Origin of the sequence: Micromonospora sp. D93, assembly GCF_018070365.1 — a bacterium.
GTDB classification, from domain to species: Bacteria; Actinomycetota; Actinomycetes; order Mycobacteriales; family Micromonosporaceae; genus Micromonospora; species Micromonospora ureilytica.
The window spans coordinates 49348-71676 of record NZ_JAGPXW010000034.1 but is presented as its reverse complement, the minus strand read 5'-3'; the positions used below and the strand labels follow the sequence as shown (position 1 = coordinate 71676).

The 22329-nt window shown below is 68.9% G+C and carries 18 protein-coding genes and 2 pseudogenes; 11 read left to right on the top strand and 9 right to left on the bottom strand.

What is annotated here, in order from left to right; genetic code table 11:
* Nucleotides 1-321 precede the first annotated feature (321 nt).
* Together KBX71_RS28720 and KBX71_RS28715 are read right to left on the bottom strand one after the other, a co-directional pair.
* Complete coding sequence (locus KBX71_RS28720; RefSeq protein ID WP_307847358.1) at nucleotides 322-2010, bottom strand: hypothetical protein; 1689 nt, start codon at nucleotides 2008-2010, stop codon at nucleotides 322-324.
* 264 nt (nucleotides 2011-2274) lie between these two features.
* Nucleotides 2275-2508 (bottom strand): hypothetical protein, encoded by a 234-nt coding sequence (locus KBX71_RS28715; protein WP_210820928.1) that lies wholly within the window; start codon nucleotides 2506-2508, stop codon nucleotides 2275-2277.
* A 381-nt stretch (nucleotides 2509-2889) separates the two neighbouring features.
* Between KBX71_RS28715 and KBX71_RS34050 the strand changes: the two are divergent.
* Nucleotides 2890-3821 (top strand): annotated as a pseudogene (locus KBX71_RS34050) (LysR family transcriptional regulator).
* Nucleotides 3818-4738 carry a serine hydrolase gene (locus KBX71_RS28700; protein WP_210820925.1) on the top strand — a complete coding sequence of 307 codons (921 nt, stop codon included), beginning with the start codon at nucleotides 3818-3820 and terminating at the stop codon, nucleotides 4736-4738. Before KBX71_RS34050 ends, KBX71_RS28700 begins: the two are co-directional and overlap by 4 nt.
* Before the next feature lie 160 nt (nucleotides 4739-4898).
* Here KBX71_RS28700 and bla read toward each other — a convergent pair whose 3' ends face one another.
* Nucleotides 4899-5804, bottom strand: coding sequence for a class A beta-lactamase (gene bla, locus KBX71_RS28695; protein WP_210820924.1), 906 nt, complete (start codon nucleotides 5802-5804; stop codon nucleotides 4899-4901).
* A gap of 757 nt (nucleotides 5805-6561) precedes the next feature.
* On the opposite strand from bla, the gene KBX71_RS28690 reads away from it, so the two are divergent.
* Nucleotides 6562-7431, top strand: a complete 870-nt coding sequence (locus KBX71_RS28690; RefSeq protein ID WP_210820923.1) for an NAD(P)H-binding protein — start codon at nucleotides 6562-6564, stop codon at nucleotides 7429-7431.
* Nucleotides 7432-7530: 99 nt separating this feature from the next.
* Here the strand turns inward: KBX71_RS28690 and KBX71_RS28685 are convergent, their stop codons facing one another.
* On the bottom strand, nucleotides 7531-8073 hold the full coding sequence (locus KBX71_RS28685) for a TetR family transcriptional regulator C-terminal domain-containing protein (protein ID WP_247684272.1): 543 nt from the start codon (nucleotides 8071-8073) through the stop codon (nucleotides 7531-7533).
* Between the two features lie 136 nt (nucleotides 8074-8209).
* Here KBX71_RS28685 and KBX71_RS28680 point away from each other — a divergent pair, with 136 nt between their 5' ends.
* Entirely contained in the window at nucleotides 8210-9196 is a 987-nt protein-coding gene (locus KBX71_RS28680) for a hypothetical protein (protein ID WP_210820922.1), read from the top strand.
* A 179-nt stretch (nucleotides 9197-9375) separates the two neighbouring features.
* Here the strand turns inward: KBX71_RS28680 and KBX71_RS28675 are convergent, their stop codons facing one another.
* Nucleotides 9376-10044, bottom strand: a complete 669-nt coding sequence (locus KBX71_RS28675; RefSeq protein ID WP_210820921.1) for a bifunctional 2-polyprenyl-6-hydroxyphenol methylase/3-demethylubiquinol 3-O-methyltransferase UbiG — start codon at nucleotides 10042-10044, stop codon at nucleotides 9376-9378.
* Between the two features lie 61 nt (nucleotides 10045-10105).
* Here KBX71_RS28675 and KBX71_RS28670 point away from each other — a divergent pair, with 61 nt between their 5' ends.
* On the top strand, nucleotides 10106-10744 hold the full coding sequence (locus KBX71_RS28670; RefSeq protein ID WP_210820920.1) for a TetR/AcrR family transcriptional regulator: 639 nt from the start codon (nucleotides 10106-10108) through the stop codon (nucleotides 10742-10744).
* 284 nt (nucleotides 10745-11028) lie between these two features.
* Here the strand turns inward: KBX71_RS28670 and tnpA are convergent.
* Nucleotides 11029-11444, bottom strand: a pseudogene (gene tnpA / locus KBX71_RS28665) (IS200/IS605 family transposase).
* 25 nt (nucleotides 11445-11469) lie between these two features.
* Between tnpA and KBX71_RS28660 the strand changes: the two are divergent.
* Both KBX71_RS28660 and KBX71_RS28655 read left to right on the top strand, forming a co-directional pair.
* The gene (locus tag KBX71_RS28660) at nucleotides 11470-12702 is read left to right on the top strand and encodes an RNA-guided endonuclease TnpB family protein (RefSeq protein ID WP_210820918.1); all 1233 of its coding nucleotides are present in this window, start codon (nucleotides 11470-11472) and stop codon (nucleotides 12700-12702) included.
* Between the two features lie 297 nt (nucleotides 12703-12999).
* Nucleotides 13000-13455, top strand: coding sequence for a nitroreductase/quinone reductase family protein (locus KBX71_RS28655; protein WP_210820917.1), 456 nt, complete (start codon nucleotides 13000-13002; stop codon nucleotides 13453-13455).
* A gap of 202 nt (nucleotides 13456-13657) precedes the next feature.
* Here KBX71_RS28655 and KBX71_RS28650 read toward each other — a convergent pair whose 3' ends face one another.
* Nucleotides 13658-13861 (bottom strand): cold-shock protein, encoded by a 204-nt coding sequence (locus tag KBX71_RS28650; protein WP_043326981.1) that lies wholly within the window; start codon nucleotides 13859-13861, stop codon nucleotides 13658-13660.
* Between the two features lie 437 nt (nucleotides 13862-14298).
* A complete protein-coding gene (locus KBX71_RS28645; RefSeq protein WP_210820916.1) occupies nucleotides 14299-15195 on the bottom strand; it encodes a LysR family transcriptional regulator in 897 nt (298 codons plus the stop codon).
* 336 nt (nucleotides 15196-15531) lie between these two features.
* Between KBX71_RS28645 and KBX71_RS28640 the strand changes: the two genes are divergently transcribed.
* The gene (locus KBX71_RS28640) at nucleotides 15532-16368 is read left to right on the top strand and encodes an LLM class flavin-dependent oxidoreductase (RefSeq protein ID WP_210820915.1); all 837 of its coding nucleotides are present in this window, start codon (nucleotides 15532-15534) and stop codon (nucleotides 16366-16368) included.
* A 5-nt stretch (nucleotides 16369-16373) separates the two neighbouring features.
* Nucleotides 16374-17144 carry a class I SAM-dependent methyltransferase gene (locus tag KBX71_RS28635; protein ID WP_210820914.1) on the top strand — a complete coding sequence of 257 codons (771 nt, stop codon included), beginning with the start codon at nucleotides 16374-16376 and terminating at the stop codon, nucleotides 17142-17144.
* Between the two features lie 81 nt (nucleotides 17145-17225).
* Here the strand turns inward: KBX71_RS28635 and KBX71_RS34340 are convergent, their stop codons facing one another.
* Entirely contained in the window at nucleotides 17226-17360 is a 135-nt protein-coding gene (locus KBX71_RS34340) for a hypothetical protein (RefSeq protein WP_256442175.1), read from the bottom strand.
* An 884-nt stretch (nucleotides 17361-18244) separates the two neighbouring features.
* On the opposite strand from KBX71_RS34340, the gene KBX71_RS28630 reads away from it, so the two are divergent.
* Entirely contained in the window at nucleotides 18245-21124 is a 2880-nt protein-coding gene (locus KBX71_RS28630) for an AAA family ATPase (RefSeq protein ID WP_247684270.1), read from the top strand.
* A 151-nt stretch (nucleotides 21125-21275) separates the two neighbouring features.
* Nucleotides 21276-22301 carry a hypothetical protein gene (locus tag KBX71_RS28625; RefSeq protein ID WP_210820912.1) on the top strand — a complete coding sequence of 342 codons (1026 nt, stop codon included), beginning with the start codon at nucleotides 21276-21278 and terminating at the stop codon, nucleotides 22299-22301.
* The last annotated feature ends 28 nt before the right edge of the window (nucleotides 22302-22329 follow it).

The following is a 22329-nucleotide window of genomic DNA, read 5'->3' as shown; positions in this document are numbered from 1 at the left end:
TGTCCCGGCGGGCGGGAGGACATACGGAGCCTGCGCCGACCTTCCGGACCCACCGCCCGCGATCGGCGTTCGGCGGTGGACGCATGCCACGAAATGCGGCCGGAGCTCCAACCGGCACGGGCAGCAGCTAGGCGATCACGGAAGCTCGGCATGACATATTGGACCGGCCTAGCCGAATGCCGGCTACTGGATGGCACTTACCCGACACACGACACGCGGAGAAATCAACAGCTCCCACCGGCGAGAGAACTATGTCGTGGTCGCTCGCGTCGAGGTACAGAACGGTCCTCGTGTCCCGAGGACACGCCCAACATCGTTTCGTTAGGGGTTCTTGGTGTTGGTGTCGATGGTGTAAACCACGTCTGGCCCGACGTCATGGCGGGTGATGCCGGGTACGTCGGGGATGTAAAGCAATGGTTCGTACGGGGTACCTTGGACCCGGTCGCGCAGCAGGACGACGCTGCGGATGCCGAGCTGGTGCAACCGATCCAAGGCCGGCTCGCTGGGGAAGGTCGCCATAACGTCGCGGATCGCCTGACGGTTGGGTGTGGTGTAACTGGCCGCACCGTTGACCATGGTAGGAAAACCGTCGGTCGACCACAGTAGGACGTGGAGGTCGATGCCGTCGTTGGACGGCAATACCATGATCGGAGCGTGCGCGGAGGCTAGCGCCATCGCGGCCGGTTTGGCTGGGGTTTGGGGGTGTTGCAGGTCAGGCAGGCCCTCAGCTAGCACGAGGACCAGCAACGGAACGGTCAGCAGACGTGCCTCTCTCACCGACCATTTCGGCTTGGCGCCCCTGCGAGCCACCTCGGCCAGGTGGGTAACCAGGCCAGCCGCGAGGATGGCCAGGCAGAGAGTGGGCCACAAGATCAACCGGCCTGGTGTGCGGGATCCATCGAACCCGGGCACGTAAAGATAGAGCAGGCGGTAGATCGGCCCGTTCGTGCCCAGCGCGAACAACACTCCGACGACCGCCCCAAACAGCAGCAGAAGCCGTTGCACCGGTGACCAGCGGGATAGGAACAGGCCGGCGAAGGCCAGTAGATACAGTGCATACCCGCACAGAAGCACTTTCTCAGTCGGTACGCCACCAAGAGCGGTGCGGGCGTCGTTGTGCAGGGTGCCCCAGGGCAGCGAGGACTGCGGCGCCACGAGAAGTCCGCGCAGTGTCGGGGAGAAGTGCGCGACGTAGTCCCAGTCCCGGGTGACATCTGGGTTGAGCTCGCGCACGTGTTTGTACGCGTACGCGAAGTATCCGGTCACCGCGGTGAAGACCAGCCCGCCGATCAGATCACCGACGATCAGCCGGAGGCTGAGGCGTGGGCGATGGATCAGCCAGGCTATCAGTGTGATCAGGCAGAGGGCGGCGAGGACGTATACGAATCCCAGCCCCACGCCGAAGCCTAGGCTGACCTGCCAGGCCGCAACCAGCCAGCCAGCGAACGCCCAGCCCGGCCGGACTCGTTCGGCAAGGTAGCCGCGGGTGAACGAGAGTCCGTGGCCGCGCGCCAGCATCGCCAGGGCCAGAGTGATACCACCGGTGGAGAGAATATTCAGATGGCCGTCGTGGCCGTAGCGCCAGGGCGCGTAGGCGAGGGCGGCCCCGGCTACCGCGGCAGCGACCTTGTTCGCGCCAAGCTGGCGCAGGAGCGCGTAGCCGCCGAGGAAGGCGAGCGCGAAAGCCAGCACGAACAGGATGTTGTAGCGCAGCACGGCGCCGACTACACCGCTGCCTATCAGCCCTGCCGGGGCATAGCCGAGCAGGCTGTCGTTCAGGGCTAGGCCGTACGTGTCGGGATAGAAAGCGTTGGTATCCCACAGGCCACGCAGACCGTGGGTGAGTGCGTGGCCACCCCATCCCACCAGCCATGCTTGGGCCGTCGGGTCACCCACGTCACCGACGATGGTGTGGGCCGGGTCGGCGATCGGCACAGTCTTGGCGCCGGCAGTCAGCACGCGAACCGCGTACGGCGGAATCAGCCAGATCATCGCGACAGCGAGGAGCACCGAACCGAGGCTCGCGATACTCAGTTCCCGCCGATGGGCCCCACGTGTCAGCCAGTCCCTCGTGCCTCGACCGGCGCGCGCAAGTCGGCCAGTTTGTCCAAGCTCGCTGAGAGTGACGGCTGATGTGGGGCCTCCTGCCGGTGGCTCTCCCTGCGTCATCACATCTACCCTCACTTCTGAACCGCCGAAGTAAATCATGAGCAGGGCGGCGCAGAGAGTCAAGACATCGGTCAATGTCGTTCCGATAGCCGGGCCTTACGCTGTTTAGGTTGGGGTGACCGGGGCGATTTGGTGGTACCAGCCGGGAAGTTCATGCGCGCGGCGGTAATCATCGCCGCTGGTGCGGAGGGTTACGCCACGAGCGGCGATGGCGTCGTCGAAGGCCGCGTACTGGTCGCTGCAGAGCATCCACCCGCGGTAGACCGCGGCGCCGTCGGCGGGCACGGCCGCGATCGCGCGGTGCGGCTCGTCGCAGGTCAGCGCGTCGTGGTCGATCACCGCGACGTCGTTCCCGGCGGCACGAGCCCCGTGGGCTTCGGGCGCGAAGTGTTCGTCGGGCCAGCGTGGCCGTAGGGGGTCCGCGGGGACCAGCAACATCATCGGGGCATCGTGCCGGCGGGACGACCTCGCGCTCTACTTCGATCCGTATCTTGCCCAGGTCAACCCGCGGCGCGTCTTGGAGCACCCGCCCGTAGCGGCACGCTCAAGCCCGTGATCATACGACCGTCGTCCGAGCCGGCGCCTGGTCGCCACGGCACGCGTCAGTGCGGCCAGGTCGCCCCGTGTGACGTCGTGTCGCTGCCTCCGGGCGGGCCCGGACCGATGCGGATTAGGTGCCGCACTAGGTCCGTCCATGCGTTCCGGGTATAGGTTCGGTGGATGGACGTGGTCGCCGCCTGCCGAGCCTTCGTCGCCGTCAGCGGTCACGGCAGTTTCACCTCCGGCGCCGCTGCGGCAGGAATTCCCCAGTCGGTCGCCAGTCGCCGGATCGCCGCGCTGGAGGAGCACTTCGGGGGGCGGCTGTTCGATCGGTCGTCCCGGGCGGTCCGGTTGACGTCGTTCGGGAGGGACATGCTGCCCACAGCCCGTCGCCTGGTGGACCTGGCCGACGCGATGGCCGACGACGCCGAGCGGGCCAGGTTGCGGCCGCTGCGGGTGGCCGTACCCGAGATCTGCCCGCCGCAGCGCCTCGCCGCATTGGTGGTCGCGGCGCGTCGGCAACGGATTCACCTGGAGGTACGGCCGGCCGGGCCCGGGGAGCGGGCCCGGCTCTGCCAGACCCTGGAGGTCGGCGCGGGGATCGTGGCGGCTCCGGGGGAGACGGCAACCTGGCGGGTGCCACTCGGGCTGGCCGCCCGCAACCCCTTCCCGGCCTCGACGGTGTTCCTGGAGACGCTGCGCAGCGGCCGCGCCGCGCGCAGGCACGGCGGCGGATCCTGATCCAGCCCGAGGACGACGTCGCGCACCTGCGGGACCCACTGACCCGCGCCGGCCAGTCCGCCGGGCTGGCGCCGGCGCAGGTGACGGTCGCGCCGTCCCTGGTCGACGCCGTGGCGACGGCGCTGAGCTTCCCCGACCTGCTGCTCTGCTCCCGTCAGCAGGCCGAGGACTTCGGGCTGCACTGGTGCCCCCTCGCCGACCTCGGACCCGTGCGCGGGTACACCATCGCCGCCGGAGTGCGCGACGACCTCGACCAGCTCGGCACCGTTCTGCACGAGGACATCGCGCGCTGCCTGGGCGTGCCCGAGGTCAGCGGGACGTCGATCGAGCAGGCCGCAGCCGGTCACCGCGCGGCGGGCGAACCGACATGAGCGCCACAGCTGTCGTGCGCAACGCGCGCGAGTTGCTCGACGAGGCGGGGCTGCACGGCGCTTTCCTGGTCCGCAACCTCGACACCGGCGCGGAGATCGGCTTTGACACCGATACCCCGTACCCGGCGGCGTCGCTGGTGAAGGTGCCGCTGGCGGTCGCCGTCCTGGAGCGCGTCGCACGCGGGGAACTCGACCCGGCGATGCCGGTCGACGTCGCGCCCGGTCGGATCACCACCCCCGGCCCGACCGGGCTGAGCCGCTTCCGCCATCCTGCGCGGATCTCCGTGGAGGACCTGCTCTACCTGAGCACCTCCGTCAGCGACGGGGTCGCCGCCGACGCCCTGTTCGACCTGATCCCGCCGGTCGCCGTCGCCGCCGAACTGCGCCGACTGCGCATCAACGGCGTTGGCGTGCGGCAGCGGGTCGGTGACCTCGCCGAGACGCCGGCGGAACGTCTCGGCCCCGACGACGTGCATCTGGCGCACTCCCTCGCCATCGGCGCGGCGACCCCCGGGCAGGGCCACCCGGTCGCCCAGCTCGACGTCACCCGCGCCAACTCCGGGTCGGCGCGGGCCTTCGTCGACCTGCTGCACACGATCTGGCGGCCGTCGGCGATCCACCCGACCACCGCCGCGCGTATACGTGCCCTGATGGGCGACAACCTGCACCGGCAGCGGCTCGCCCCGGACTTTGCCTCCGATGCGTCCCGCTGGTCGTCGAAGACCGGCACCCTGTTGCACCTGCGCTACGAGGTGGGAGTGGTGGACCACGCCGACGGGCAGTCGTACGCGGTCGCCGCGCTCACCGCCTCCCGGGTGCCCGCCGTCGCGCAGCCCGGAAGCGAGGCGACGATGGCACAGGTCGCCCGTTCCCTGCACGACCACCTGCGCACGGGCACTCTGCCCTGGTGGGGTTAGTCAGCTGATCTGCGGCGCGCGGTCCACCGTCAGCTCGCTGGGCAGCGCGCGGCCCGCCAACCGGCGTCTCACGACCCGGTCGGGTCCTCCATCGCTGCCGCCCCGCAGTGTTCGAGGCGTCGTGCGGGCGTCCGGCGACGAGCGGGTGCCGGTCAACCGGTCACCAGCCGGCCAGCACCGCCTTCGTCGCCTCGGCGATGAGGACGTCGTCGTATTCGGCGTCCTTCTGATCGCGGCTGGACAGCACCGCGAGGACGATCGGCGCCCGGTCCGGCGGCCAGATGACCCCGATGTCGTTGCGGGTGCCGTACCCACCAGCGCCGGTCTTGTCCCCGACGACCCAACCGTCGGGGACACCGGCGCGGATCAGCTCACCGCCGGTGGTGTTGCCCCGCAGCCAACCGACGAGGATGTCGCGGTCCGCGGGCTCGAGAGCGTCGCCGACGGCGTACGCCCGCAGATCCTCGGCCAGCGCCCGCGGCGTGCTGGTGTCCCGCCGGTCACCGGGCCGCGCCTCGTTGAGTTCGGTCTCGTAACGCGCCGGATCGGTGACCTTGTCGCCAACCTCCCGCAGCTCCTTCTCGAACTTCTGCGGTCCGCCCAGGTGGCCGAAAAGCAGGTTGCCGGCGGTGTTGTCGCTGTAGCGGACGGCGGCGTCCGCGATGGCGCGCAGCGTCATGCCCGTGGCGACGTGCTGCTCGGTGATCGGCGAGTAGGTCACCAGGTCGTCCGCCGAGTACCGCACCACCCGGTCCAGCTCGGCGTCGGTGGTCTCGTCGAGGACCTCGGCGGCGGTCAACGCCTTGATCGTCGAGGTGTACGCGAACCGTTCGTCGGGCCGGTACTGCACCGTGTGGCCGGTGCCGGTGTCGATCGCGTAGACGCCCAGCCGCGCGTCGAACCTCTCCTCCAGGCGGCGGAACTGGTGGTCCCGGTCAGCGGCAGTGGACGGGTTCGCTGTTGCCGCACGGTCCTGCGTCGGCTGCTCGGCGGCATCGGCGGGGCCGCAGGCGGCCAGTGACGCCACTGCCACCGCGGCTACCAGACGGCGTGTTGTAGGCACCATTGTCGATCCTTGTCGGTGTCGTCAGGTCCGGCGCGGTCGGCGCCGGTTGGGCAGAACTCGACCCTGACAGGGATCAGGCATGCGGTCGAAGACGGAACTGGCGGTGTTCATGCTGATTTGGCATCGCCACGAGCACGGCGCCGCCGGAGCGGGCAGGGTGGTCGAGTAACCACGGCCACCGATGCATGCTGCCGTCAGCCTGGGGTAACGGTTAGGGCTGAGGCGTGCCGGAGGCGGCCCGCGAAGGAGGTGGAGCCATGGACCGGGCAGGATGGATTATTTCGATCATCGCCATCCTCCTCGTCGCGACGATCGCGTACCGCATCGAACGTCGTAGCAGGAAACGGTGAACTGGCAGGCAAGTTGTCGCCGGCGGCGGCCGAATCCGTGGGGCTTCAGCGGCCCACGGGCCGATCCGTCCTTCCCGTTCCGGCCGTCCGGCCGGCGACCGTCCCTCAAGGGAGGGTCTCATGCTGTCGTCGATCGGCGACGCCTGACCGCGTAGCCCAGTGCGCGCCGGCTCGCGCGGGCAAGCCACCACCCGCGCGAGCCGGTGCGGTGCCGAGAGACCAGGGCCCGCGCTCCGGGCCGACTTGCACTCACGTCGGCAGCGCGATGCGCACGCTGATCGAGGCTCGGGGGACTTGCTGACCGTGATCCGGCATCGCCCATGCACCCAGACCGCCATGATCAACCAAGCCTCCACCGTTCAACCTCAGTAGCGTGGTCAGCGGTTACCGACGCTGAGGAGGGCCCTGTGCAGATCGCCGTCACCACTCCGAACGGCAACGTTGGACGCCACGTGGTTGCCATGCTGATCCGAGCCGGCGTACGGCCGCTGGTGCTCGCCCGCCACCCGGACCGGCTGCCGCCGTCGGTGCGAGCCGAAGCCGACGTGGCGGCCGTCGACCTGTACGACGCGGACGGCGTGGTCGCCGCGACTCGCGGCGTGGACGCCCTCTACTGGGTCGACCCGACCACAGGCAGCGAGGACCCGCTCGGCGACTATGCCCGGGCGACCACCGCCGTGGTTCGCGCGGTCACCGAGAACCAGCTCCGCCGGACCGTGTTTCAGAGCAGCGTCGGTGCCGAGCGCCGGCACGGGGCCGGAGAGATAGACGGCCTCGCCGCGACCGAAGTCGCGCTGGACGCCACCGGCACCACCGTCGCACACCTACGCTGCGGATTCTTCTTCACAAACCTCCTGCTTCAACTCGACGCGATCCGCGGTGGACGAATCCCGATCATCCTGCCCGTCGATCAGCCAATGGCGTGGGTAGCTCCACGCGACATCGCCGAGGTCGCTGTCACCCGACTGCTGTCGCCGGCATGGTCCGGCCGCGTCGTGCAAGCCGTACACGGACCTACGGACCTCACCTGGGCACAAGCGGTCGAGATCGTCAGCGCGGCCACCGGGCAACCGTGCACCGTCGAGCGAATCTCCGACGAAACCATGCGCGAGAACCTGCGTGCCAGCGGGATGACGGCAGGGCTCACCGACGCCGTGATCGGAATGTCCAGTGGTCTGCGCGACGATTTCGTCCCCGAACAACCGCGCACCATGCGAACCACGACACCCACCACCCTCGCGGCCTGGGCATACGACGTCCTGCGCAGCCAGCTGTGATCGGAAAACTTGGCCGCCGCTCAGCAACGGCTCAGGCAGGAAGGATGTCCTCGGTGGCTGCTTCGTGGTCCGGGTGATCCGCGGCCGCCGTACGCCTGATCAGCGTTCATCGGCGACGGCTGGCGCGATCTGGTCGAGGTGTGCGCCGACGGTGGCCTTGGCGGTTGCGTTCGAGGTCCGGCCGGGGCGCAGGAGGGCGTGCAGGATCACGCCGTCGACGAGGGCGTAGAGACGCTCTGCCTCGACCTTCTGATCGAGCCCGGGCCGGAGCGCACCCGCGTCGGCCAGTCGCCGGATCATGGCGGTGAAGGCATCGGCGAGGCCTTTGTCGATTTCCTTGCGCAGGCCGGCCATGGTCGGTTCCACGACGGCGCGTGCCGTGAACGCGAGCCACACCTCGCACTCGCCGCGCCGTGGCCGGTCCAGCGGCAGCATCTCGTCGATCATCGACCGGACCACCGCACGCTGGTCGCCCGTGGTGTCCACGGCTCGGATCCGCTCCTCGATCCGTTCCCCTACCAACCGTAGGGCGAACCCGAGGAGTTCGGCCTGGGTGGTGAAGAAATGGCGCAACGAACCCATGGACAGGCCGGCCTCGCGCGCCACGTTCCGCACCGATGCCTGCTCCAGCCCGTCGCGCATCACGATCCGCCAGACCGCTTCGGCGAGTTCGGTCCGTCGGGCCTGCGCATCCACCAGTTTCGGCACCACTTTTTATAACACACCCGTGCTATCTTCTTGTTGCTAACACGACTGTGCTAGATAAGCGGGGGCGCCTGTGTCACGTCGAGAACTCGCCTGGCTCGCGGCAGCGGTGGTCGGCTGGCTCGCCCTCAACGGCGCGGTACTGCTCCTCGCGCCCGGCGACGCCCCCTTCGACTGGCCCGCGCAGCACGACCCGCCATCCGGGCCCGGCCAGGTGATCGCCGCTCAGGCCACCCTCGTCGAGTTGGTACTGCTCGCCGCCATCGCATACGCGCTCACCCGTGGTCGACCCGCGCCGATGATCGCCGAGCGCGCACCGACGCTCCCGACCGCTCGCCGTGAAACAGGGCTCGTCCTGGCGTACGGCGTCCTCGCCCAAATCGGTGGCCTGCTCATCGGCCGAGGGCTCGGCTGGCACCCGATCGGCTTCCACCTGGCCGGTACGCTGGTCGGTGCCACCGATCCGGTCGGGCCCGCCGAGGCGCTCGGCTGGGCCACGTACAACGTTGTGGTCTACGCGCTGTTGCCACTCCTGTGGTTCCGGCGGCGTTACAGCGCCCACCAGATGTGTCTGCGCTCGGCGGATCGGCGCGGCGACGCCATCCTCATCCTCGTCGTGCTGGTCCTCGAATCGCTCGCGCAATGGGTGGTGCTCGGCCACGCGTTCGCCGGCCTGGCGCCGGGTCAGCTCGCCGTCGGAGTGCCACTGACATTCCTGTTGTACTTCGCTGGCACGGTGCTGCCCACAGTCATCTTCGTGCAGAGCGTCCTCGTCCCCCGATACGCCCGTCTGACCGGCTCCACCACCGCGACCATCGTTCTCGGCGGCCTGACGTACGCGGCACTGCACGTGTTCGAGGGCTGGGGCGGGTTCGGGTCGCCGCGCGAGGCCATGCTGACGATCCTGTTCGTGCTTCTCATCTACACGCTGCCCGGCGCATTCAAAACCTGGCTCACCGTACGGACCGGCAACGCCTGGGTGCACGCCTGGGCGTACCACGCCTTCGCGCCACACACGATGCACGACACCGGGTTGATAGTTCGGATCTTCCGTCTCTGAAACGTGCGACGTCCCGCTGGTCCTCGGCGAGCAGGTGCACTGCGATGTGCTCCGCGCCCTCGACGGTCGACCAAACTCGACGAGGACCGGGCCAGGCAGAACGACACCAGCGGCGGGCGTAGCGAGCCGTCGAGCGGGATCTGGTGGCTGGCCATACAGAAACCCGCGACCGGAGATTGTTAGGCGTCGCGGCGCAGCGTGAACCAGAAGGTCGGCACCGAATTGGTGCCCGGTGTGACGTCGATTAGTTCCCAGCCGGGGAACCGGGCGCGAAGCTCGTCGGCTGTGACGCCCGCCGCCCACGACGTGACCTCGGGGATCGGATTGCCGAGCGGCTCGGGGCCGTACCCGAACATCAGCAAAAGTGCTCCGGGAGCGGCGCGGTCGGTGAGCCCGGCGGCGTAGGCGTCGCGGCGGTGCAGCGGGACCCCGCAGTAGCAGCTCAGGTCGAAGAACAGGTCGAAGGGGCCCGGCACGTCCAGTTCGTCGAGGCGGGTGGCGTCACCGTGCAGCAGCCGCACCGCCACTCCCGCCGCCGCAGCCCTCTCCCTGGCCTGGTCGACGGCGCGGTCGATCAGGTCGACGGCCGCCACCTCCCAGCCGTGCCGTGCGAGGTAGGTGGCGTTGGTCCCCGTGCCGCAGCCGAGTTCGAGGGCGCGGCCGGGTGCTAGCGCCCTGCGCCCCTCTACCAGGTCGACCAGCTCGGGCGGCGTCACGCCGGTGTCCCATGGTGGCTTGCCGGTGCGGTAGTAGCCCTCCAGTGCGCGGTGGACGGCCTCCTCCTCCGGGTCCCGCTGCGATGAAGCCGGATCCGTTTCCAGCTTCTGGGTGGCGTTGGGCCGGTCCATAATGTCCTCCAAGAATATAGAGTTGAACTCTAGTGACGTACTCTAAAGATAGACTCGCAATATGGACAAGGTCAAGCGGCCGGACAAGCGAGCCGAGCGCTCACGCCGCACCCGCGAAAAGGTCGTCGAGGCGGCTCGCGAGCTGTTCGTCGCGCAGGGTTATGGGGCGACGAGCCTGCAGGAGGTCGCGGACCGGGCGGGCGTGGCCGTCCAGACGGTCTACTTCGTCTTCCGCAACAAGCGCACGCTGTTCAAGGACGTCGTCGACACGTCCATCGCCGGGGACACTGAGCCGGTAGCCACCATGGATCGTGAGTGGTTTCGCGCCGCGTGCGCCGAGCCCACCGCAGCCGGGCAACTGCGCGCGCACGTCCACGGCACCCGCGAGATCCTGGGCCGGGTCGCCCCGATCATGCCGCTGATCGCGGCTGCCGCAGCCACCGACCCTGAGATCGCCGCACAGTGGCCGGATGGCCCCGACCCGCGTTACACAGTGCAGTACGCAGCGGCCGAGGCCCTGGCCGGCAAGCCCGACATCCGTCCCGGCCTCTCCATCGAGATGGCGGCGGACCTGCTGTTCGGCCTGCTCAGCCCACAGCTCTACCTGATCTTCGTCCGCGACCGCGGCTGGTCACCGGACACGTGGGAAGAGTGGGCCCGCACCGCCTTGACCTCCCAACTCTGCGCCGACCCCGGCTAACCGGACGGACGTCACGATCGTCCTCCAGCCCGGCGCGGTGATCTGCCTGATCGGCTTCGCCGTGATCATGTACGCGCCGCACGCCCGGCGCCTGCGGCGAAGGCCGGGGCGTGTCAGATGCGGTAGGACCCGATGGCGCGGCGGGCGCGCGGCACGGCCTCAGCCTGCGGCCGCCGCGGTGATGTAGGTGTGGAACGCCGCTACCGGTATGCGGGCCAGTGCTCCGCCCTTTAGGGTGGGGGTGAAGGCCCGCGCTGGGAGGGCCGTCAGGCCCGAGCAGTGCCTTAACCCGGACGGTTCTGCTGCTCGATGTACTGCTTCACGACACTCAGCGGTGCCCCTCCCACGGAGCCCGCGAAGTACGAGCCCGACCAGAGTTTGTTGGCCCGGTAGTAGTGGCGTACGAGGTCGGGGAACTCCTGCCGCAGGCGGCGCGACGACACGCCCTTGAGGCTGTTGACCAGTCGGGCCACGGCCACTTTGGGCGGGTAGTTGACCAGCAGATGCACATGGTTGTTCTCGCCGTTGAACTCGACCAGCTCGGCCTCGAAGTCGCGGCACACGTCTCGCATGATCTGTTCCATCCGGGACAGGTGCCGGTCGCCGAACACCTTGTGCCGGAACTTTGTCACGAAGACCAAGTGAACATGCATCGCAAAATACAGTGTCTACCAGTGCGGATGCTTTCAAGTTCTGCCATAAACCAATATGGTACCGTGCTTTTCGTGCAGCTCCGTTACCAGTTCCGCGTCTATCCGACGCCGGGCCAGCAGATGAAGCTGGCTCGGACGTTCGGGTGTGTGCGGGTGGTGTTCAACGACGGGCTGCGCGCACGGCAGGAAGCCCGCGAGGCCGGACTGCCGTACGTCTCCGACGGCGAGTTGTCCAAACGGGTCATCACGGAGGCGAAGAAGAACGCGGCCCGCGCCTGGCTGGGCGAGGTGTCGGCGGTCGTGCTTCAACAAGCCCTGGCGGACCTGAACACCGCGTACCGCAACTTCTTCGCCTCGGTCACGGGCAAGCGCAAGGGCCGCAAGGTCGCCCCGCCCAGGTTCCGGTCCCGCAAGGACAACCGGCAGAGCATCCGGTTCACCAAGAACAGCCGGTTCAAGGTCCTCGACAACGGCCGGCTGAGACTGCCGAAGGTCGGCGACCTCGCGGTCCGCTGGTCCCGGACACTGCCGTCGGACCCTTCGTCCGTGGCGATCATCCGGGACGCGGCCGGGCGGTACTTCGCCTCGTTCGTCGTCACGGTCGACGCGCACGAGACGTTGCCGCCGGTCGATGCCGAGGTCGGCATCGACCTGGGCCTGACGCATTTCGCGGTGCTGTCGGACGGCACGAAGGTGGCCGCGCCGAAGTTCCTGCGCCGCGCAGCCCGCAAGCTCAAGCGGTTGCAGCAGGACCTCTCGCGCAAGCAGAAGGACTCGAACAGGCGTAAGACGGCCGTCGTCAAGGTCGCGCGGGCGCACGCCCGGGTGGCCGACACCCGGCGGGACTGGCAGCACAAGCTCTCGACGCAGATCATCCGCGAGAACCAAGCGGTATACGTCGAGGATCTATGCGTCGTCGGTCTCGGCCGGACCCGGCTCGCCAAGTCGGTGCACGATGCTGGTTGGGCGTCATTCACGGGCATGCTGGAGTACAAGGCCGCCCGGTACGGACGCACCTTTGGCCGGGTGGACCGGTTCTTCCCGTCCACCCGCATGTGCTCGGCGTGTCGCCGGATCAACGAGAAGATGTCGCTCAACGTCCGATCGTGGGATTGCCCGTGCGGAGCAGCCCACGACCGGGACGTGAACGCCGCCAGGAACGTCAGGGCCGCTGGACTGGCGGACCTCAACGCCCGTGGAGCGCATGTAAGACCGGCACTCGTGCCGGCGGCGCGCAGGGAAGCGGGAACCCACCCGGACGCCGCGTGTTCCACGCGCAGCGTGGAGGGAATCTCCGTCCTTTAGGGCGGAGAGGATGTCAACTTCATGGTGTGCCTCCTGGGCCTGAGGATTCGTCGGAATCCGTGGGGAGTGTGTCCCTTCCAGGAGACCGCTGTGCCGGGCCCGCGAAAAGAATGATCCTCTTCGTCTCTTGCCCAATCCTCTTGGATGAACGACTCTGCCCGGCTCGGTGCCGTGCTGTGCCTGCGCGTGGGCAGGATCGTGCAAGGATCCGCCAGGATGGCCCTAGCAGCCCTCCAGGGGCGACGGTTGACTTGCCGCAACAGCCATTTCCGTCAGGCGCGAGTAAGGCAGCCGACCATGACCGACACCGCGGACAGAAGCTACGACGTGGGCGCGGTCAGGCGCGCTCTGGCCATCGGTCCGGGCTCGCCGCGCGGGGCACGCACCATCGACATCACCACCCTGGGCCGGCGCACCGGTCGTCCACGGCGCATCGAGATCTGGTTCCACCGCGTCGGCGGCCGCTGGTACCTCAGCGGGATGCCGGTGCCCCGAAGCTGGCACGCCAACCTGTCTGCGCACCCGTATTTCACCGTCCACCTCAAGAACGATGTCCGGGCGGATCTGCCGGCCACGGCAGTGCCGGTCAAGGATCCCGCAGTGCGTCATCGCGTACTGTCCGCGGTGGTCGCCCTGCAGGACGAGCCCGGTTTACGCATGCACGTCACCCAGCGCCAGCGCTTGGAAGACTGGCTCAAGCGCAGCCCGTTGATCGAGATCGTTTTCGACGACGAACGGCTGCGCTGCGGCTGAGCTGACCGCCCTGGGCGGCACGGAGCGGCAGTTTGCGCGAGCATGGCCATGCTCGCGTCGGTGCTCGTTTGCGCCACCCGCTCGCTACACCGAGATGGCCGGACTTCCGCCGATCAGATGCTCTGGAGATGCCGTGGTGAGCGCATGAAACGCCGAACGGCGGCCCGCTGAATCAGTCGGGCCGCCGTTCGCAAAGTGTGGATCAGAGCGGGCGAATGTTCTCCGCCTGCGGGCCCTTCTGGCCCTGGGTGACGTCGAACTCCACCTTCTGGTTCTCGTCGAGGCTGCGGAAGCCGCTCGCCGAGATCGCGGAGAAGTGGGCGAAGACGTCGGCGCCGCCGTCGTCCGGGCTGATGAAGCCGAAGCCCTTGTCGGCGTTGAACCACTTCACGGTACCTGTAGTCATGTCTGCTCCTCGCAGGCTGTTAGAGACCGCACTGTGCGGACCCTTACGCCGCCGCGTTGATCACCCGCGTCGAAACGACACGAAAACGAAAAGCGCCTGGCGGGGTTTCAGATGCCCCATCAGGCGCTCAAAAACGTCTACGGAAATCAAAACTGCAACTGGGCTACCGTAGCACATGATCCTTCGTCGGTGAATACCAGCAAGATCGTTTTCTCTGGACGTGGCTGTGTGGGGGCACGGCAGCGCTCTGGCGCGAGGCCACCGGCCCGGCACTACGTGGCGGCTCGGGGAACCGTCGGGTCGTGCCAGGCGCGGGAGTGCTCGTCCGATCCGAGAGTGACCCGGTGCATCGGCACTGTCCGCTGTGGCCGACTTCGACACAGGCCCTGGTACGCCAGTTCTGCGCCGAGCGAGGAGTGCGAGCGCACGTGATCGGGTCAAGTGCGCGTGGCGATCTTGCCCACGACGTCCACGGCGATCTCGATCGTCCGCGCCACGAGTGGAGAGTGGGTGCGATGTGCCTGCCACAGCAGGAAGATCTCGCGTGGGGGGAGCGCTGGCTTGAGCTCGTGCACGCACAACGACTCGTCGAGGTCGACATCGCCACCGTGTAACGCGAGTTGTGGCATGACCGCCGAACCCATGCCGGCGCGCACCATCGACAGCACGGTTTCGTTGCCCGCGGTGCGGCACACGATGTGCGGCCGGACGCCGCGTCGCGCGAGCGCCTGTTCCATCCGGGCCTGGTCGCAGATCGGCGGGTGCGCCACCATCGGTGCGCCGTCGAGTTGGGCCAGCCGCACCGGACCGTCGGGGAAGGTGCCGCGGCGGGCCACCAACAGGTAGGGATCGTCGAGCAACTTGAGGAGTTCGACCTCGCCATCGACGCGGCCGTCGAAGAACATCAGGTCGAGCTCATGAACTTTCGGCTGGTCGGTCTCCTCCTCGAACAGCCTGATGTCGCAGTCGGGGTGCTCGTCCCGAAGCCGGCGTATGACCAGCGGCAGGATCACGTTGGACACGCTCTGGAAGGTGCCAATGTCGACCCGGCCGTCGCCGGCCTTGAACCGGTCGACGGCTGCTGCCATCGCCTGGGCCTTCGCCAGCAGATCGCGTCCGTGTGCCAGCACCACCCTGCCGAGTGGGGTGATCCGCACCGGTTTCGGCCCGCCCGGTCGGTCGAACACGGCGCCGCCGACGGCTTTCTCCAAAGCCGCGACCTGCTGGCTCACCGTCGACTGGGTGTACCCGAGCCGCGCGGCCGCTCGCCCGAACGTGCCCTCGTCCGCCACGGCGGCCATCGTGGTGAGATGCCGCAGTTCGACGTCAGACATGAGCCCAACCATAGCCGATACATCGGCTATCACGATTGACTTGATCGGCAACTATCGCTATTCGCGATGCACTGCCTGCTTTAGCGTGGCGCCCATGACCGATCCTCATTCGCGCGGCGAGACTCATCGATCAACGGCGTCGAGGTGTGCCTTGAGACCTTTGGAAACCTCGCGAGCGCTGCGATCCCGCTCATCGACGGTGCGGCCTGGGATCCAGCTGTGCGATCAGATCGCGCGGCGACGGGTTCGTGATTCATCACGACGACCAGGACGTCGGCAGATCCACCAGCCAGGGCTACACGGTCACCAATTCGTCCGCGTCGGAGATGGCCCACGATGACTGGGTTGCGGTCCGCGCTCTGGCTGCCGGTCTTCGACGATCTCGCCGATCCAATGGCGGTGGCACGACTGGCCGCCGAGGCGGAGGAGGCCGGCTGGCATGGCGTGTTCGTGTGGGACAACCTGCGCTGGCGGGCGCCGGTCCGACAGGTGGCCGACCCGTGGATCACGCTGGCCGCGATCGCCACCGCCACCGAACGTCTCCGATTCGGTCCCATGGTCACGCCCCTTGCCCGCCGCCGACCGACCAAGGTCGCCAGGGAAACCGCGACGCTGGACCAGCTCAGCGGCGGCCGCCTCACGCTCGGTGTCGGTCTCGGCAGCGATCGCTTCGCCGACGAGCTGTCTGCGACCGGCGAGGAACTCGATGATCGGCGGCGGGGTCAGATGCTCGACGACTCACTGGAAATCCTCGCCGCCGCGTGGTCCGGCAGCCCCGTGCACCATCACAGCCCGCACTACACCGTCGACGGCATGTCCTTCCTCCCCAGACCGGTTCAGCGCCCGGGCGTCCCGGTTTGGGCCGCGGGTTATCCCGGTAACGTCAGACCGCTGCGCCGCGCCGCCCGGCACGACGGCTTCTTCCCGATCAATCTCGAACACCCGGACCAGCTCGCCGACATCGCTACCACGATCACTGGTCTCCGCCGGCCGAAGACGACCCCGTACGACATCGCCATCGCCCTCCCGCCCGGCGCCGATCCGACGCCCTACGCCGAGGCGGGCGCCACCTGGTGGCTGGCGGAGTTCCCGCCTGAAACAGTGTCGCTGGACCAGGTGCGCGGCGTACTCCGCGATGGCCCCGTCCAAACAGATATCGAAAGGGACCGGTGACAGGGATGTCCGACCTGTTCGATTACGACGCAGAATTGCGCTTGCACAACGAACTCTTCCGCGCCGCTGCCCACGTCGGCCCTCGCGACCGTGTGCTCGACATCGGCTGTGGCACAGGCCAGTCCACGCGCGAGGCCGCCCGCGCCGCCGCGGCCGGAAGCGCGGTAGGCGTCGATCTCGCCGCGCCAATGCTCGAACGGGCTCGTCAGCTCAGCGACGACGAGGGACTGACCAACATCACCTATCAACAGGCGGACGCCCAGGTCCACCGCTTTCCACCGACGTACTATGACGTCTGCATCAGCAGATTCGGGACGATGTTCTTCGCCGACCCGGTCGCCGCGTTCATCAATATCGGGAGCGCCCTCCGCCCCTCTGCGCGCCTGGTGCTGCTGGTCTGGCAAGAGCGCGACCGCAATGAGTGGGCCACCTCGATCCGCCAGGCACTCGGCCCCGCATCAGCCACACCGCGCGGCCCGGACCCGTTCTCACTCGCTGACCCGACCGTCACGGAAGGCGTCCTGACGGCGGCCGGCTTCGCGGAAGTCAGCTTCACGGACGTGAACAAGCCCGTCTACTACGGCCCGGACAGCGCCACCGCCTTCGACGCCGTGCTCGGCCTGTGGGAGTCCAAGAACCTGCTCGCCAATCTCGACGCGGCGGCCGCCGAGCAGGCACGCACGCGGCTACGCGCCACCCTCGACGCCCACCACACCGGCGGCGGCGTGTACTTCGACTCACGTGCCTGGATCGTCACGGCTCACCGCCGTCACTGAACACCGCAGCGGCAGGTGGGGATCCGCCGATCGTCGGATCCCCACCTGCCGCATTCGGACAGTTCAGCGATGCTGCCGGCGTCAGCGCCCGGTGGGTACGACGTTTGAGGAGTGCCCGTTCTGCTCGTCGCGCTTCAGGCGCTTCGCAGTCTGCTTCTCCTTGATCGTCTTGCCCTTCTTCTTGACGTTCGCCTTGCTCGTCGAGTCCTTGGACATGATCGAACCTCCTGGAGCAGGTCGGTGAACGTGCAGCGTGGTGCTCGCCTGATCGCGGCGTGCAGGTGACGGAAGACCCGCGGCGGACGCGAAGTCCTTCACTGCACGCCGACCCTACGCTGTTCCGGCTCTTGCCGACGTTGGGAAGTGCATCGCCGGTGTGGGCGGCTCAAGCTGTTGGGCGGTTGGCCACCGCGCCGGCTCGCCGGCTGGAAGCCTGCGGGCGCAGACACAGGGTGACGACAACGCAGGAGGGGCGTTGTCCAGGGTCTGGTTCGTCATGGGAACCTGGCGCAGGGGACAGGCGCTCGGCCCGGTTCCGTCGGCTGGCTGCCTGCGGCTTTCTGTGCTCGTCTCTTATATGCTTGTTGCGTCTGCATGTTGCTGTTCGCATGTTGAAAATAGGCGGCCAGTTCTGGCGGTGGGATTCCGGTCATTTGCGCTGTGGGAATCCTTTGCCGTCGGTTCATCGTGATCGTGTGGGATGAGCGTCACGGTTGAGGGGCCAAGGTGGGAGTATGACCGCTTCGGTCGATTCAATATAGACGGCCATAATCGTGGCGATATCAGATTAGGTGCGGCCCTCCGATGATTGTCCAGCTGGGCTGGGCGTAGCCCCGGAGCCCGGCAGCGCCTGGGGCTCGTTGGCGACAGCCCGGGCGCAGTGGATGGCAGGTGATTTATTGGGTTTCATGGACATCGTTCCGCGCTTCTGGCTACCGGTCCTTTTCTGCGGGTTGTGGTGCGATGTCGGAAAGAACTGCATCTCGATGTCACCTGTCAAATAGGGGGTGGCCGCGTCGGTTTGTTTCGACATTTGGCGGTGCTCCGGTATAGTGTGACCAATTCCCATTGAGTGTGCCGGAAGGCGTCTGGTCTGCGTGATGACACCTGGGCTGGAAAGCGCATCATCGAGCCCGCGCTTCGTCGGGCGGCGACCACAGTTGGCACGTATTGGGAGAGCCCAGGCCACCGCGCTGAGCCGTGGCCGGCAAATGGTTTGCGAGGTGGTCGGAGAGCCGGGCATCGGCAAGACCCGGTTCGTCCGCGAGGCCCTGGAGCGGTGCGACTCCACTGTCCCCTGGGCCGTCGGGACCTGTTCGCCGGATGAGCGAGGAGTCCCCTTCCATGTGTTTCGACATGCCTTCACGGAGGGGCAGTCACTCCGACGCGGGGTGCGTGCTGGACGGCCCACCGGGGAGAGCTGGGCGGAGTCCGTCGCTGCGGTGCCAGCGGCGCCGGCGCGAGCGTCGGACGCCCGGCGGTTCCGGACCTACCAGTTGGCCCGCCGGCTGATCGGCCTGGCGGCACGGGACGGTCTGGTGCTGGTCCTCGACGACCTGCACTGGGCGGATGCCTCCTCCACCGGTCTGATCGCCCACCTACTGCGGTATCCGGTGCCCGCTCCGCTGCTGCTCGTGCTCGTCTACCGCCCGCGGCAGATGGCGACCCCGATGCCGTTCGGGCTACCGGATCCCGACAAGCACGCCGATGCGGAACCGACGTCACACGACCGGACCGAACTTCGCCCTCTCAGCGTGGCTGAGGTCGCGCTCCTGCACCCCCACATCGACCCAGTGGAGCTGCGCGCCCGGTACGACCTGACCGGCGGCAACCCCGGTTACCTGGCGGTGCTGCCGAGCGACCCCACCTCGAACAGCGCAGACCCGATCCGTGAAGCACAGGGTGGCCGGCTGTCCGACGCGGCGGTGGCCGTGCTGCGCCGCGAGTGGACGGACCTACCCCCCGTCGAGCTGGCCTGTCTGCGGGCCGGGGCGATCGTCGATGCGCCCTTCACCGCGGACCTGCTCGCCGAGGTTGCGCAGGTCCCGACGTCACTGGCGGTCGAGGCCTGCTGGCGGCTGGCCCGGCTTGACCTGATCCGCCGCGTCCCCGGCACTGGACGGTTCGCCTCCCGGCACCCGGTGCTGCGGATGGCGGTCGCCCAGGACACCGACACGCAGTGGCAGGTGGAGGCGTGTGCGCGTGCGCTCACCGCCTTGGTCGATCTGGGCGCGCCACCCGCGGATAGGGCCCGCTACGCGGAGCGCCTGCTCGCCCTGCCGAACGGCGGCTGGGCCGACCGCTGCGTCAACGTGCTCTGCCGGGCTGCGCAGGAGGTCCGGCGCGAGACGCCGGACCTGGCCATCCGCTGGCTGCGGCTGGCGCTGCGTGCGCTGCGGCCGACGGCCGGTCTGACGCAACGTCGCCAGGACGTGTCGCTCGCGCTGGCCGAGATCACCGGGGAGGCGGGGAATCTGGCCGAGAGCAGGGCCCTGCTCCAGGAGATCGTGCCGCTGTTCCCCGCCGACCCGGAGGGACGGCGGGCGCAGGCAGTAGCTCTCTGGGCGCGCGTGGAACGTCTGCTCGGCAACTACGCGGAGGCGGTGGCCATCAGCCGGCGGGAGTTGTCCGCCCTGCCAGCCGATGCTGGACCTGGCGACGGCTACCGCCTCGCCACCGAGATCGGCGCCGCCGGCATCCTGGCCGGCCGCCCCGTGACCGCGCTGCCCGACGTGCTCAGCGGAGATCTCGGCGGCTCCGGCGCGGACCGGGCCAGCCTGCTGGCGGTGCGTAGTCTGGCCGCAGCCCTCGACGGCGCCCTCGACGACGCCCAGGGCTTGCTCGATGCCGGCGCCCGGATCGTCGACTCGCTGCCGGACCGGGACGTGCGGGACCACCCCGACTGCTTCACCGCACTCGGCCTGAGCGAGTTGTACCTCGAACGGCAGGCCGACGCGGTGCGGCACCTCGACCGAGGGCTGACCCTCGTCCGCGCCTCGCACCGCGACGACGGACTGTGCCAGCTGCTGCTCGGTCGTAGTCAAGTGGCCTACCACGGCGGGCAGCTGAACGCCGCCATCGGATTGGCCACCGAGGCGGGCATCGTTGCCCGGCGGATCGGCGGTCGCGACCTGCTGAGCTTCGCCCTGGCGTTCGAGGCGGAGGCGACGGCGTGGCGTGGTGGCCCTCGGGACGACGACCGGGCGGTGGCGCTGGCCCGCAGCGCCGCCGGAATCGCCACCGACCTCGCCACCTGGTGCGGTCGTACCGCCGCGACGGCGCTGGCGACCGCGACGCTGCTGTCGGGTGATCCGGCGACCTGTGCGGAACTGGTGCGCTCAGCCGGCGGCGACAGCCGGCTGAGCCGTCTCCAGACGTCCCTGCGGCCCAGGTGGTACGAGCTGCTCTGCGCCGCCGCGCTCGCTACGGGCGACGTGGCCGACGCCGAGCGGCAGGCGCGGCTGGCAATGGCCGAGGCGGATCAGGTCGGTCTGTCCGGGCAACGGGGCTTCGCCGAGTCGGCGTACGGCGAGGTGCTGCTCGCCCGCGGCGAGGTCCGGGCGGCGCTGCTGCACCTGGAGACCGCGGCCGACCTGTTCCGCGCCGGCGGGATGGTGCTACGGCGCAGCCTTGCCCTGGCCTCCCTGGCCCGGGCAGCCGAAGCGGCCGACCAGGCCGGCCTGGCGGCGCGGGCCCGCCGCCGGGCGCTGGAACTGGCCGGGTGGTGCGGAACGGAACGGGTCGGCCTGCGACTGGCCCGTCCGGTCGGCCCGCGCGAGGTCGCCGCCCTGACCGACCGGGAGTGGCACATCGCGCGGCTGGCGGCGACCGGGGCCACCAGCCGACTGATCGGGCGGCAGCTGAACATCAGCCCCCGCACGGTTGAGGCGCACCTGACCCGCCTCTACCGCAAGACGGGCGTCGCTTCCCGGTCGGGCCTGGCCGCCTGGGTCGCTCGTCTCGATGACACCGATCGATGACGGCAATCCCGGCCGGATGACGTCGTTCGGTGCAACGTCGACTGGCCGGGCACCACGAGGCCGCGCCGCCACCGTCGTAGCCGGACAGCCGCTCACATACTCGACTGCATCGGGCGCGATTCCCGTGGACCGGTGGTGGATGGAGGACGAGATGCTGGGCAGAAGATCCGTCAGGAGCCCGCAAACCCTCGCCGCGCCGGTGCCGGCGATGCCGTTCGCCGCCGCCACGGTGGCGCTGCTCGTGCTGACCGGCTGTGGTGGTGAGCCAGTGGACGCGGCCACCCCGGCGCCCCACGGTTCGGCCACTTTCGGTCGGGACCGGGCCGCGCTCGTGCTCACCGCCTTCGACCAGGCCGACTCGGCCGCCTCGGTGGCGGGTGACGTCGAGGCGCTGCGCGCGCAGGAGGTTTCGCCCTCACTGGACCTCAGCATCGCCGCAGTACGCCGGGCCGCGTACAACCAGCGTGCGCAACCGTCCTTCCAGCACATAAACCCGGTCTTCGCGGTGCCACCCGCCGACCCGGCCTGTTTCCTCGCCACGGCGACTCTCCGGCTGACCGGCTCGGAGCTTGCGCCCACGGACGTCAGCCAGTTCGTGCTCGGTGCTGACGGCCAGTGGAAGCTCAGCCACAACGTTCAGGTCACTCAACCTTCGCTGGTGGTCGCCCGGAGCATCGACGGCCGGCCCGCCACCGCGGGCGGCGCCGCCCTGGACGCGACCAGCCGTCGGGCCCTCGCCGCCGAGGTGTTCGCCCGCAGCATCGGGTCCACGACGGGCAACCGGTCCCTCGTCGTGTCGAGCGCGCTGCTCGACGGCCAGTTCGCCGGCGGTTGGGAGGTCTACGGGCAGCAGCTCGCCGGTGTCGGCGGGGCGGTGCAGCGGACGATGGACCGGGCGGAGTGGTCCGACTGCGCGGTCGCGGTGCCGACCGGCACGCTCACCTTTTTGACGATCCACGCCACCGACACGCTGCGCCCGGCGCCCGGCGGTTCGGCCACCGTCCGATTGGAACCGCAGAGCCCGGACCTGATCGCCACCGGTCACCTCAAGGCGATCAGCGGAAAGTCGATCCGGGTCACCCGGGTGGAGACCTTCGTGCTGCTTGTGCCGGCACAGACCGTCGGCACATCAGTGCTCGGGCTCAACGACAGCGCGCTGACCGTCACCGCCGACTGACCCTGCCGCCGAGCGTCCACGGCGTCGG